This window comes from Phenylobacterium sp. GW823-FHT02A09, assembly GCF_058797775.1.
Genome location: NZ_JBXAJZ010000005.1, coordinates 139,048 through 151,370, shown reverse-complemented (window position 1 = coordinate 151,370; position 12,323 = coordinate 139,048). Strand labels below are relative to the sequence as shown.

At 68.4% G+C, this 12,323-nt stretch carries 11 protein-coding genes; 7 read left to right on the top strand and 4 right to left on the bottom strand.

Annotated elements, in window-relative coordinates:
• The first annotated feature begins 1 nt into the window (after position 1).
• On the top strand, positions 2–643 hold the full coding sequence (locus AC1Q87_RS20845; protein ID WP_492610750.1) for a 3-oxoacid CoA-transferase subunit B: 642 nt from the start codon (positions 2–4) through the stop codon (positions 641–643).
• Between the two features lie 4 nt (positions 644–647).
• Here AC1Q87_RS20845 and AC1Q87_RS20840 read toward each other — a convergent pair whose 3' ends face one another.
• Positions 648–1,568: a transporter gene (locus tag AC1Q87_RS20840; RefSeq protein ID WP_492610749.1), complete on the bottom strand. Its 921-nt coding sequence runs from the start codon at positions 1,566–1,568 to the stop codon at positions 648–650.
• Positions 1,569–1,765: 197 nt separating this feature from the next.
• Here AC1Q87_RS20840 and msrA point away from each other — a divergent pair, with 197 nt between their 5' ends.
• Positions 1,766–2,344 (top strand): peptide-methionine (S)-S-oxide reductase MsrA, encoded by a 579-nt coding sequence (gene msrA / locus AC1Q87_RS20835; RefSeq protein ID WP_492610748.1) that lies wholly within the window; start codon positions 1,766–1,768, stop codon positions 2,342–2,344.
• On the opposite strand, the gene AC1Q87_RS20830 is transcribed toward msrA, so the two are convergent.
• On the bottom strand, positions 2,313–3,869 hold the full coding sequence (locus tag AC1Q87_RS20830) for an ArnT family glycosyltransferase (RefSeq protein ID WP_492610747.1): 1,557 nt from the start codon (positions 3,867–3,869) through the stop codon (positions 2,313–2,315). The two genes, msrA and AC1Q87_RS20830, sit on opposite strands and share 32 nt — an antisense overlap.
• Before the next feature lie 271 nt (positions 3,870–4,140).
• Here AC1Q87_RS20830 and AC1Q87_RS20825 point away from each other — a divergent pair, with 271 nt between their 5' ends.
• The 5 genes from AC1Q87_RS20825 to AC1Q87_RS20805 all read left to right on the top strand — a co-directional run bounded on the left by AC1Q87_RS20825 (position 4,141) and on the right by AC1Q87_RS20805 (position 10,496).
• Positions 4,141–7,395 carry a TonB-dependent receptor gene (locus AC1Q87_RS20825; protein WP_492610746.1) on the top strand — a complete coding sequence of 1,085 codons (3,255 nt, stop codon included), beginning with the start codon at positions 4,141–4,143 and terminating at the stop codon, positions 7,393–7,395.
• A gap of 123 nt (positions 7,396–7,518) precedes the next feature.
• Complete coding sequence (locus AC1Q87_RS20820; protein ID WP_492610745.1) at positions 7,519–8,529, top strand: agmatine deiminase family protein; 1,011 nt, start codon at positions 7,519–7,521, stop codon at positions 8,527–8,529.
• The gene (aguB, locus tag AC1Q87_RS20815; RefSeq protein ID WP_492610744.1) at positions 8,529–9,407 is read left to right on the top strand and encodes an N-carbamoylputrescine amidase; all 879 of its coding nucleotides are present in this window, start codon (positions 8,529–8,531) and stop codon (positions 9,405–9,407) included. Before AC1Q87_RS20820 ends, aguB begins: the two co-directional genes overlap by 1 nt.
• Before the next feature lie 34 nt (positions 9,408–9,441).
• Positions 9,442–9,969 (top strand): GNAT family N-acetyltransferase, encoded by a 528-nt coding sequence (locus AC1Q87_RS20810; protein ID WP_492610743.1) that lies wholly within the window; start codon positions 9,442–9,444, stop codon positions 9,967–9,969.
• Positions 9,966–10,496, top strand: a complete 531-nt coding sequence (locus AC1Q87_RS20805; protein WP_492610742.1) for a GNAT family N-acetyltransferase — start codon at positions 9,966–9,968, stop codon at positions 10,494–10,496. Before AC1Q87_RS20810 ends, AC1Q87_RS20805 begins: the two co-directional genes overlap by 4 nt.
• On the opposite strand, the gene AC1Q87_RS20800 is transcribed toward AC1Q87_RS20805, so the two are convergent.
• Both AC1Q87_RS20800 and AC1Q87_RS20795 read right to left on the bottom strand, forming a co-directional pair.
• The gene (locus AC1Q87_RS20800) at positions 10,493–11,293 is read right to left on the bottom strand and encodes an acid phosphatase (protein ID WP_492610741.1); all 801 of its coding nucleotides are present in this window, start codon (positions 11,291–11,293) and stop codon (positions 10,493–10,495) included. The genes AC1Q87_RS20805 and AC1Q87_RS20800 overlap by 4 nt on opposite strands.
• 56 nt (positions 11,294–11,349) lie before the next feature.
• Complete coding sequence (locus AC1Q87_RS20795; RefSeq protein WP_492610740.1) at positions 11,350–12,231, bottom strand: MaoC/PaaZ C-terminal domain-containing protein; 882 nt, start codon at positions 12,229–12,231, stop codon at positions 11,350–11,352.
• Between the last annotated feature and the right edge of the window lie 92 nt (positions 12,232–12,323).

Here is a 12,323-nt window from a genome sequence, read left to right as displayed (position 1 = left end):
GATGGCCTGGACCCGTGACGAGATGGCCGCTCGCGCCGCCAAGGAACTGCGCGACGGCTTCTATGTGAACCTGGGCATCGGCATTCCAACCCTGGTCGCCAACTACATCCCGGACGGCATGCACGTGACGCTGCAGAGCGAGAACGGCATGCTGGGCATGGGCCCGTTCCCCTATGAGGGCGAGGAAGACGCCGACCTGATCAACGCCGGCAAGCAGACCATCACCGAGCTGCCGAGCTCGTCCTACTTCTCCAGCGCCGACTCGTTCGCGATGATCCGAGGCGGCCATATCGCCTTGTCGATCCTGGGCGGCATGCAGGTGGCGGCGAACGGCGACCTGGCGAACTGGATGGTGCCCGGCAAGATGGTCAAGGGCATGGGCGGGGCCATGGACCTGGTGGCCGGCGTCAAGCGCGTCGTCGTGGTCATGGACCACTGCGAGAAGTCCGGCGCGCCCAAGCTGCTGAAGGAATGCAGCCTGCCGCTGACCGGCGCCGGCGTCGTCGACCTGCTGATCACCGAGCTCGGCGTCTTCGAGATCAACCGCGGCAAGACGCCGGTGAAGCTGATCGAGCTGGCCCCGGGCGTGACGGTCGAAGAGGTGAAGTCCAAGACCGAGGCGGCGTTCGAGGTCGCGGCTTAGGACGTCAGTCGAACCACAAGGTGCGCCAGGCCACGGCGAACGACGTGAAGTCGCCGCCGTACCTGGTCAGGGCGCCCTGGGAATAGCTGAACTGCAGTGACTGGCGCTGGGTCACCGGCACGGCCAGCGTCAGGCCGATACGGGCGTTCTCCTGGCGATTGATGTCGCGCACTCCGCCGGTCTTGGTGGCGCCCCCGGTGTAGTAGGTGGCGTTCACGCCGGCCCAAAGTCCGGGGCGGAACGTGTAGGTCAGGTGGGCCTGGAACGTGCCCATCGGCTCCTGAGACCGGATCAGGCCTCGCAGGAAGTCGTCGTTGTCCGCATAGATCCAGACGCCGGCATAGGCATCGGCCTGCCACTTTCCCATGGGATAGGCGACGCCGATCTCCGGCTTGAACGCCCAGCGATTGGCGCCGAGGTTGATGATCTTGTCGGGCATGTACTCGCCGGTCGGCGCGACGACGAGCAGGCTGGTCCCGATGATCGGGCCGGGCGTCCTGGCCGCGAAGGCCTTGGGCGAGAGCGCCGGCCCGCCCACCAGCAGGGTGCTGAACTTCAGCCGCACGTCGCCGAACCCCGAACGCGAGATCGCGCGGCTGGCCTCGCCGACGTTTCCCTCGGCGTCGCCCCACAGATAGGGAACCGCCACGGTCAGGCTCGACTGATGGCCGCCCAGGTCGAACACCCGGCTGTAGCCTGCGGTGGCCAGGTTGATCTCTGCGTGCGCGTCGGAGATCGGGCCCGACGCGTCGAACAGGACCTCGCCGGTCGAGCGGCCGTAGCCGGCGACCACAAAGTTCGCGCCGACCGGCGACGGCGAATAGGAGCGCGGCTCCAGCTCCTGGGCGGCGGCGCCCGACGCCGCGAGGGCGGCAAGCAGGAGGCCGCTGGCGAGCCTCAGGTGTTCCACCAGTCGGCGGTTCATCGTGACTCCTCGGGCGAGGGCGCTTAGATTCTCGCCTAGTGGGACCGCAGCGCCCGTCCCCGGCTATCAGGTGAAACCCGCCCGCGCGCGCGGCCAGAACGCGCAGGCGCAAGGCATCCGCCAGCCACGCGGGATCGTATCTCCACCAGACAGCGGCGGGTCTTGTTCCGCCGCCTCGAGGTGAGATCATGACGTCCATGAAGACTCTTCGCACCGCCGCCGCCCTGGCGACGCTGAGCACCTTGGCTCTGGCCCCGGTCGCGCAGGCGGCGACCGCCGTATTCGCCGGCGGCTGCTTCTGGTCGACCGAGAAGGCGATGGAGAGCCTGCCCGGCGTGACCAGCGCCGTCTCCGGCTACGCCGGCGGCGCCCTGCAAAACCCCACCTACCAGAACCATCGCGGTCATCTGGAGGCGGTGAAGGTCACCTACGATCCCGCCAAGATCAGCTACGCCAAGCTGGTCGACGGCTTCTTCCACCACATCGATCCGACCGACGCCGGCGGCCAGATCTGCGACCGCGGGCCGTCCTACACGACCGCGGTGTTCGTCGCCGACGACACTGAGACCGCAACCGCCCAAGCGGTGAAGGCGCAGGTCGCCAAGACCCTGGGCAAGCCGGTCGCCACCCGTGTCCTGGTCGGCGGCAAGTTCTGGCCGGCCGAGGCCTATCACCAGGACTACGCCAAGAAGAACCCGGCCAATTACGAGGCCTATCGGATTGGCTGCGGCCGCGACCGGGCGCTCAAGGCTGTCTGGGGACCGGCTTACCGGTGACCGGGTCGCGGGGGGCCGGGGCAAAGCCCTCGGCGATGAAGAGCTCGGCCTTGCGCTTGCGCTTGCGGTCCAGCCAGATGCTGACGATCTCCTCGTCGGAGGCGGCGCGGAAGTCGGCCTTCATCTCGTCCAGGAACACCTGCTCCAGGCTGACGGCCAGCACCCGCTTGCCGTCGGCCGCGGTCAGCGGGGCGACGGTCTCGGCCTGGTTCTGCGGATGGGCCTCGCGCACCCACATCTTCAGCGGCGGTTCGCCGTTCTTGCCGAAGTAGTCGCGGCCGTAATAGGCGGCGGCGTTGAACAAGAAGCGGTCGTTGACGGCGATGGCGCTCAGCGAGCCGGGCGGCTCACGCATGGCGCGGTTCGCGACCGCCTCGGTCATCTGCTCCCAGCCTTTGGCCCGCTTGAAAGCGTTGGACAGACCCACGCGGTCGGCGAAGCCGGTGTTGAGCACGCAGGCCAGGAACACCGCGGCCACCGCCCCCTGCAGCGCCAGAGCCGCGATCAGCCACCATCGGGCGCGCCAGCGGATCAGCCAGGCGGCGACCACGATCACGCCGGGGACGTAGCCGGCCCCCGACCAGTTGGCGTTGGCGCGGCTGATGAACGCCTGGCCCGTGACGATCAGGATCGCCGGCAGCGCGAAGCACAGCAGCAGCACGTCGGCGGGCTGCAGCCGGCGGCGGAAGGCGAGCACAGCTGCGCCGCCCAGCAGCACCGCGAACGGGATCGGGCCGAACACCCCGAACTGCGAGGCCAGGAAGTCGCCCAGCTCGCCGAGGTTGAACAGCTGGTGTCCGCTCCAGTTGGCGTTCGCCGCGGTGTGCTGCACGGTCGAGAAGCCGTGCGCGGCGTTCCACATCAGGTTCGGGGCGAGGACCGTCAGCAGGGCGGCGAGGGCGGCGAGCGCGGACCTCAGGTTCCAGACCCGGCGGGCGTCGGGCGACAGGGCCAGGTGCAAGCCCAGGCCGATCAGTCCGTACACCGCGGCGTACTTCGACAGGAACGCCAGGCCGAGCGCCGCGCCGAAGCCGGCGGCCAGCCAGAGCCGGCGGCGCGCATCGCCGGCCGGCATCTCGACATAGGCCAGCAGCGCCATGGCCAGGAACATCAGCAGCGGGGCGTCGGTGGCTGCGACCAGCGAGGAGAGCTGCACCGCCGGCATCAGCAGATAGAGCACCGCGGCGGCGAAGCCGGTGGTCGAATCATAGAGCCGCCGTCCGATCGCGAACACGCAGAAGGTCGTCACGGCGTGCAGCAACGGCGCGGCGAACCGGACCCAAGGCTCGGCGTCGCCGCCGATCGAGGTCGTGGCCCAGATCAGCCACGCCACCATCGGTGGTTTCGAATAGTAGCCCCAGTCGAGGGTGCGCGACCAAAGCCAGTACTGGGCTTCGTCGGGATAGAGCTCCAGCGGGGTGGCGAACAGCGCGACCATGCGGACGGCGGTCAGCGCCAGGGTGATCATCAGCACCGCCCGCCAATGGCGTTCGATTCCGTGCGCTGACAGTGGGTTGCTGGCCAAGGTCGCCTCGTGGGTCGCGAATGGGCGGAAATTTGCGCGGCCCGGCGTGTCTGTAAAGCGACAGGCGCCGGCTTATTTGGCGTCCGTCACGTCAAGTGACCAAGCCGTCACGATTCCGTCACCCACGGGCGAATTTTCCAAGCTATAGGGACCACCAGGAGTGGGGGGCCTGGACCCTGCGTTCATCCCATTCCCGATGGATTAGGGGACCTCAATGCGAATGATGAATAGGCTCGCCGGCGGCGCGGCGCTGACTGCACTTGTGTGCGCCATGTCCAGCGCGGTGTACGCGCAGGAAACCACCGGCTCGGTGCGTGGTCAGGTTACGGACGAAAATGGCGCCGGCGTGGCCGGCGCGACGGTTTCGGTGACTCACGTCCCGACCGGCGCCACCTCGACGTCGGTCACCGGCGCCGACGGCTACTTCTCGGCGCGCGGCCTGCGCGTCGGCGGTCCGTACCGCATCGTCGCCACCGCGACGGACTTCGAGCGCACTCAAGCGACCCTGCAGAACGTCGGCGTCGGCGATCCGGCCAACGTCCGCCTCGACATGTTCCGCGCCGGTTCCGCGGCGGTTGAAGAACTGGTCGTCACCGGCGCGCTGGCCGCGCCGAGCCAGGGCGGCCCCTCGACGAACTTCTCGGCCGCTGCGATCGAATCGCTGCCGTCGATCAGCCGCGACATCAAGGACTTCGCCCGTCTCGACCCGTTCGCGACCATCGACGTCTCGAACCAGGACGCGCTGTCCTTCGCGGGCACCAACACCCGCTTCAACCAGCTGACCGTCAATGGCGTCCGCCAGAACGACGATTTCGGCCTGAACGGCAACGGCTATCCGACCCAGCGCTCGCCTTTCCCGCTCGACGCGGTCGGCGCGGTCAACGTCTCGATCGCCCCCTACAGCCCGATCAACAACGGCTTCACCGGCGGTCAGATCAACGCCGTGCTGAAGTCGGGCGGCAACGATTTCTCGGGCTCGCTGTTCGGTGAAAAGACCGGCCGCGACTTCCAGGGCGACACCATCCGCGGCGCCCCGGCCGGCTCGGCCTTCGAAGAGAAGACCTGGGGCGCCACGCTCGGCGGCCCGATCATCAAGGACAAGCTGTTCTTCTTCCTGGCCTACGAAAAGTTCGACGGCGAACTGGGCTTCGACGAAGGCCCGACCGGCTCGGGCGCCTCGGTGGTCATTCCGCGCATCACCACCGGCGCCGTCGACCAGTTCCAGGCCGACACCCAGCGCATCTATGGCTACGACCCGGGCAACTTCCTGTCGGGCGCCTTCCCGGTCGAGGACGAGAAGAAGCTCGTCAAGCTGGACTGGAACATCACCGACAACCACCGCGCCGAGTTCACCTGGCAGAACACCGTCGGCAACTCGCTGAACGGTTCGGTCACCTCGACCTTCGCCCAGGGCAACAGCGTCACCCAGCCGCGGATCGGCCTGGAGACCAACGACTACAACAAGATCGAGGAGCTGACGGTCTACACCGCGCAGCTGAACTCGCAGTGGACGGACGCCTTCTCGACCGAGCTGCGCTACTCGCGCAAGGAAACCGACACCCAGCAGCTGCCGCTCGGCGGTCTGAGCGTCGGCCAGGTTGACGTCACCGTGAACGACATGCCGGGCGTCCTGCCGGGCGCGGGCAGCGCCCAGTTCCGCTACGGCGCCGACATCAACCGTCACGACAACTATCTGAACGTGAAGGTCGACACCTTCGAGGCGATCGCCCGCTACCACTACGGCATCCATGACTTCATGGTCGGTCTGCGGACCGAACAGGACGACGTCTTCAACGTCTTCGTGGCCAACTCGCTCGGCTCGTACACCTTCTCGAGCTACGCCAACTACCTGAACAAGATCGCCTCGGGCTTCACCCTGACGGGCGGCGTCGATCCGAACGGCGGCACGGTTCCGGCCGCCCTGGGCACCGCGCGTCTCGGCGCGGCCACCTTCGGCTACCGCCTGACCAGCGCCTACGCCGAGGATCGCATCCAGATCCTGCCGAACCTCGACGTCCTGGCCGGCGTCCGCATCGACTCGTACTCGATGGACGACATGCCGACCTACAACTCGGCGTTCCAGTCGCGGAACGGCTTCTCGAACCAGCAGAACCTCGACGGCAAGTACGTCGTGCTGCCGCGGGTGTCGTTCAACTGGGCTCCGACCGACCGTCTGCGCGTGTCGGGCGGCTTCGGCGGCTTCTCGTCGACCGGTCTGAACGTGTGGGTGTCGAACGCCTTCTCGAACAACGGCGTCAACCAGACCAACGCCAACTGCGCCGGCGCGGTCCTGACCAACGTCGACATCACCAAGGCCCCGGCCGGCTGTACGTTCACGCCGCGCGGCGGCAACACCAACGTCGTCAGCCCGTCGTTCCAGATCCCGGTGACCTGGAAGGGCAACCTGTCGGTCGGCTACGAGTTCGACCTCGGCCGCTTCGGCGACGGCTGGCTGGTCCAGGCCGACTACGTGCGGATGTCGAACCAGAACGCCCTCTACTGGACCGACCTGCGCGCCCGTCAGATCGGCGTCGCGCCGGACGGTCGTCCGGTCTACGGCCGCACGACCACGGGCGACCTGACCGGCAACTCCTACGACATGATGCTGGCCAACACCGACAAGGGCGGCTCGGAATCCTACGCGATCACCATCGCCAAGGAGTGGAACGAAGGCTTCCTGGAAGGCCTGGGCGGCAAGTTCATCTACACCCACACCGAGTCGACCGACGCCAACCCGATGACCAGCTCGATCGCTCAGTCGAGCTACACCCGGTTCGCCTCGTCGGACGTCCAGAACCCGCCGGCGGCGACCTCGGACTACGAGATCCGCGAGCGCTTCGCGTTCGACGTCTCGTACGCCCGCAAGTTCTTCGGCGACTATGAGACCTCGTTCCGCATGTTTGCGCAGAGCCGCACCGGCCTGCCGTTCAGCTACACCTTCGCCAACAGCGCCACGAGCGGCTTCGACAACGACTTCGGCAACTCGGTCTCGAGCTTCTCGGGTCGTCAGGCCTCGTCGAACGCCCTGCTCTACGTGCCGGCGGCGGCCGGCGGCCAAGTCACCGCGACCTCGGACCCGCGCGTCAACTACGCGGCCGGCTTCGACGTGGCGGCGTTCAACGCCTTCCTGCAGCAGTCGGGCCTGATCGGCTACGCCGGCAAGATCGTGCCGCGGAACTCGTTCAACAATCCGGACGTGACCACGGTCGACCTGCGCATCAGCCAGGAACTGCCGGCGTTCTTCCCGAACGGCGCCAAGCTCGAGGTCTACATGGACATCGAGAACCTCGGGAACCTGCTCAACGACGAGTGGGGCATCGTCGAGCAGTACGACTTCTACCGCGGCGTGCCGGTGGTGAACGTCCAGTGCGGGGCCGGCGCCGCCGGCGCCTGCGCGGCTCCGGGCGCGACCTACACCTACTCCGGCACGGGCGTTAACGGCGCCTTCCAGCAGCCGGTGAAGCCGTTCCTGCGCAGCGAGAACTCGCTGTGGCAGATCAAGATCGGCGCGAAGTACAAGTTCTAGGACTTCGGTCTTAGAGCCAGATCGGAAGGGGCGGCTCGGCGACGGGCCGCCCTTTTTCTATGCGACGCTTGACGGGGGGACCGCGTCCGCCCATCTGCGCGCGTTCACTAGATGAAGGCAGCCATGACCGTTCTCGTTCCCGCCGAATGGGCTCCGCACCGCGCCATGTGGCTGGGCTTCCCCAGCCATGACGAGGGCCTCTGGGAGGAATACCTCGCCGACGCCCAGCAGGAGGTCGCCGCGCTAGCCCGCGCCCTGGCCGGCCCGGGCGGCGAACGCGTGCGGCTGATGACCGGCAGCGACGAGGGCGAGGCCGCCGCCCGCCGGATGCTCGGCGACGTCGCCGGAATCGAGATCGTGCCCGGCCGCTTCGGCGACGTCTGGCTGCGCGACACCGGGCCGATCTTCGCCAAGCGCGGCGGCGCCGACGTCGCCCAGGGCTTCCGCTTCAACGGCTGGGGCGGCAAGTACGACTTCCCGCACGACGACGAGGTCGCCGGCCAGATCGCCGCGGCGTCGGGCGTGACGCTGAACCAGCACGACTTCATCCTCGAGGGCGGCGCGGTCGACCATGACGGCGCCGGCACGGTGCTGACCACCGGCCAGTGCGTGCTGAATCCCAACCGCAACGCCGGCTGGACACAGTCTGCGGCCGAGGCGGCCTTCGCCCAGGCCTTCGGCGCGACCAAGACCATCTGGCTGGGCGACGGGCTGGCCAATGACCACACCGACGGCCACGTCGACAACCTTGCCCGCTTCGTCGCGCCCGGCGTGGCGGTCTGCCCGATCGGCTTCGGCCGCGGCGACGTGAACCTCGAGGCCTATGACGACGCCGCGCGGCGCCTGTCCGAGGCCACCGACGCCCAGGGCCGCAAGCTGAAGGTCGTGCGCGTTCCTTCGCCTGGCTGGATCGAAGGCGTCGACGGCCGCGCCGCGCCGGCCAGCCACATGAACTTCATCATCGCCAACGGCGCGGTGATCATGCCGACCTACGGCGAGGGTCAGGCCGCGGACCTGGCGCTGCAGGCGCTGGAAAGCGTCTTCCCCGACCGCAAGGTCATCGGCCTGCCGTCCACCGCCGTCCTCACCGGCGGCGGATCCTTCCACTGCATCACCCAGCAGGAGCCCGCCTGATGGCCCGCACGATCAACGTCGCCGCGATCCAGACCAGCTACGGCATGGACATGGCGGCCAACATCAAGAAGACCGAGGCCTTCATCCGCGAGGCCGCGGGCAAAGGCGCCCAGGTCATCCTGCCGTCCGAGCTGTTCCAGGGGCCGTACTTCTGCGTCACCCAGGAGGAGCACTGGTTCGCCCAGGCCTATCCCTGGCGCGAGCATCCGGCGGTTCTCGCCCTGGCGCCGCTGGCGGCCGAACTGGGCGTGGTGATCCCGATCTCGATCTTCGAGCGTGAAGGCCCGCACTACTTCAACAGCCTGGTGATGGTCGACGCCGACGGCTCGCTGATGGGGCTCTATCGCAAGAGCCACATCCCCGACGGTCCCGGCTACCAGGAGAAGTACTACTTCCGGCCTGGCGACACCGGCTTCAAGGTCTGGGACACCAAGTTCGGCCGCCTGGGCGTCGGCATCTGCTGGGACCAGTGGTACCCCGAGTGCGCCCGCGCCATGGCGCTGATGGGGGCCGAGGTGCTGTTCTATCCGACCGCCATCGGCTCGGAGCCGCATGACCCGACCCTCGACACCGCGCTGCCCTGGCGGCGGGCGATGCAGGGCCATGCCGTCTCCAACGTCATCCCTGTGGTCGGCGCCAACCGCATCGGCTTCGAGCCCTGGGACGGCTACCCGAACGGCGGCCAGACCTTCTACGGCTCGTCGTTCATCTCCGACCATCGCGGCGACCTGGTCTCCGAACTCGGCCACGCCGACGAGGGGATCATCCAGGCCAGCTTCGATCTCGATTTCCTGCAAGGCCACCGGGCCGCCTGGGGCTTCTTCCGCGACCGCCGCACCGATCTCTACGGGTCTCTGACCGGCCTGCGGCCGGCCTAGCTGCGGCCGGCCTGGATCATGTAACCTCGTTTGCATGATCCAGACCGAACGCCTGATCCTTCGCGCCTACCGCGAAGAGGACCGAGCGGACTTCGCCGCCCTGAACGGCGACCCGCAGGTCGGCGCGTGGCTGGCCGGCACGCTCGACCGGGCCGGCAGCGACGCGCTGCTCGACCGGTTTAACGCCCACATCGCCGAGCACGGCTGGGGACCTTGGGCCGTGGAGCGCAGGTCCGACGGTCGGCTGATCGGCATGACCGGCCTGGCCAGCGTCAACGAGGCGCTGCCGGTCGGCCCGGCGATCGAGGTCGAGTGGCGGCTCATCCCCGCGGCGTGGGGACAGGGGTACGCCAGCGAGGCGGCGAAGGCGGCGCTGGCCTGGGGGTTCGCGAACCTCGACCAGGAGGAATTCCTGGCCTTCACCGCCGACACCAACCTGGCCTCGCAAGGCGTGATGCGGAAGATCGGCATGGTCGCCGATCCGGCCCGCGACTTCGATCACCCGCGGCTCGCCCCGGACCATCCGCTGAACCGCCACGTCGTCTACGTGGCCCGCCGATGAGGCTGGAGACCGAACGCCTTATCCTGCGTCAGTGGCGTGAAGAGGACCTGGAGCCGTTCGCGGCGATGTCCCGCGACGAGGAGGTCATGCGCTGGCTGGGCGGGGTGCTGACCCGCGAGCGAGCCAGGGCCTACATGGAGCGCGCCCACGACGCCTTCGCGCGGCTGGGCATGGGCCGCTACGCGATCGAGCGGCGGTCGGACGGCGCGTTCGTCGGCGCTTGTGGCCTGATGCCCTCGTTCGAGGAACTGCCGGTCCCGCCGTTCGTCGACATGGGCTGGCGACTGAGCCGCCAGGCGTGGGGCCACGGCTATGCGACCGAGGCCGCCGCCGCGGTGCTGCAGGACGGTTTCACCCGCCTGGACCTGCCGGAGATCGACGCCATCACCGCGGCGGTCAACCTGCGCTCGCGCGCGGTGATGGAGCGGCTCGGCATGACCTATGACACCGAACTCAGCGGCTTCCCGGGTCCAGGTCACGCCGAGGGCGATCCGATGCGTCCGACCGTCCGGGCCGTGCGACCCTAGGCGGCGCAGCCGCTCGGCGCGGCCTTGGCGCGGGCGATCTCGCCGCGGGCCTTCTTCATGTCGGACAGGAACTGCGGATCGCCGTGCAGCCTCGCGACCATGGCGCTGGCCAGGGTGCGGCCGGCCTCGATGTCGCTGGCGTAGTGCACGCCGCAGATGATCCGGCTCTCGCCGATCTGCTTGCCGACGCCCAGCATGTCGTCGGCCTTGGCCGGGGCCAGCTCGGCCAGGATCAGCGCCCAGGCCCAGCCGGTCATCGAATGGCCGGACGGGTAGGAGGCGTTGGTCTTCATCCAGTCCTCGCGCGGGATGCAGATCGGCTTGTCGTCGCCGATCATCGGGCGCGGGCGGTCGTAGTGGTCCTTGGCCGGCTTGCCGACGGTGCGCACGTCCAGCTCGACGCGGTGCATGATCTTCAGCGCCGTCGGCGTCTGCTTCTCGTCGATCGAAACGCCCAGCTTGCAGGCGTACTGCTTCAGCGCCCCGCCGCCCCACAGGTCGTTCTCGACGATCGCCTGGTTCCAGCGCGGCGAGCCGGCCAGGGCGCGGGTCTCTTCGTAGCGGGCGCGGTCGGCTTGGCCGGTCAGGCTCTGCGGCGCGGGCGGCGGGCCAAGCAGGGCCGCGCCATTGAGGTCGCCCTCGGCGAGATAGCCGGTCAGGTCGGTGGGCAGCGGATTGAGCGGGGCGGGCGCCAGGCTCTCGTCCACGGGCGGCGCCTCGGCGGGCTTTGTGGCGGCGCAGGCGGCGAGGCCGGCGGCCATGGCCACGCCGGCGACAATACTGAAGCTACGGGTCATGGGCGCCTCTCTAGAACGGCTCCCACGCCTTGGGAACCGTTCCGGAGGTGGGCGAACTACCGCAGGACGGTGAGGCCGTTCTTGATGACGGTGGCGTTGCGCGCCTTCACGCGGGCCTCGAACGAGATGTTCTTGCCGTCCTTCCAGATGTCCACGGTGATGGTGTCGCCGGGGATCACCGGGGCCGAGAAGCGGGCCTGGTGCGAGTAGATCTGGTCGGGATCGAAGTTGACGACCTCCTGCAGGATCGCGCGACAGGTGATGCCGTAGGTGCACAGGCCGTGCAGGATCGGCTTGTCGAAGCCGGCCTTCTTGGCGACGTCCGGATCGGAGTGCAGCGGGTTGCGGTCGCCGTTCAGACGATAGAGCAGGGCCTGGTCGTCGCGGGTGTCGAAGTCGACCGAGATGTCCGGGGCGCGGGTCGGCACCACGTGCGGCTCGGGCGCGCCTTCCGAAGGGCCGCCGAAGCCGCCGTCGCCGCGGGCGAAGGTGGAGCCGGTCAGGGTGGCGACCTTCTCGCCCTTTTCGTCGGTCCAGACGGTTTCGTTGATGATCACCGCGCCCTTGCCGGGGCCCTTGTCATAGGCGCCGACGGTGCGGCCCTGGGCCGTGTAGGTGCCCGTGGCGGTCAGCGGCTTGTGCAGTTCCACCTTCTGCTCGCCATGCACGACCATCAGGAAGTTGATCTGGCTGGGGCGGTGGCCAGCCGGCATCTCCGGGGCCGGGCCCGCCGTGCCGCGCATGCTGGAGGCCAGCACGGTGGCGGCGGTCGGAATCACCTTGAGATTCTTTTCGTAGACGAAGGCGAGCTCCGTCTCGTTCATCTGGTCGCGGGCCATGCCGACGCCCAGGGCGTAGAGCATGACGTCCTTGTCGCCGTAGGAAAACGTCCTGGGCGCGGTCTTCTGGTCGAGAATGTCGGGATAAAAGATAGCCAAAATATATCCTCCGGTATGTGACCTTGGCGGCCTTATCGAATGAGACGAATTGAAGCGGTTCGGCCCGTCGGAGGCAAGCCGGCTGCGTGCAG

Excerpts from the sequence above, each read along its gene's own strand:
- AC1Q87_RS20800 (WP_492610741.1), bottom strand. The coding sequence starts at position 11,293 with ATGACCCGTAGCTTCAGTATTGTCGCCGGCGTGGCCATGGCCGCCGGC.
- AC1Q87_RS20845 (WP_492610750.1), top strand. The coding sequence starts at position 2 with ATGGCCTGGACCCGTGACGAGATGGCCGCTCGCGCCGCCAAGGAACTG.
- aguB (WP_492610744.1), top strand. The coding sequence starts at position 8,529 with ATGGCCCGCACGATCAACGTCGCCGCGATCCAGACCAGCTACGGCATG.
- AC1Q87_RS20840 (WP_492610749.1), bottom strand. The coding sequence starts at position 1,568 with ATGAACCGCCGACTGGTGGAACACCTGAGGCTCGCCAGCGGCCTCCTG.
- AC1Q87_RS20810 (WP_492610743.1), top strand. The coding sequence starts at position 9,442 with ATGATCCAGACCGAACGCCTGATCCTTCGCGCCTACCGCGAAGAGGAC.
- AC1Q87_RS20805 (WP_492610742.1), top strand. The coding sequence starts at position 9,966 with ATGAGGCTGGAGACCGAACGCCTTATCCTGCGTCAGTGGCGTGAAGAG.
- msrA (WP_492610748.1), top strand. The coding sequence starts at position 1,766 with ATGAAGACTCTTCGCACCGCCGCCGCCCTGGCGACGCTGAGCACCTTG.
- AC1Q87_RS20825 (WP_492610746.1), top strand. The coding sequence starts at position 4,141 with ATGTCCAGCGCGGTGTACGCGCAGGAAACCACCGGCTCGGTGCGTGGT.
- AC1Q87_RS20820 (WP_492610745.1), top strand. The coding sequence starts at position 7,519 with ATGACCGTTCTCGTTCCCGCCGAATGGGCTCCGCACCGCGCCATGTGG.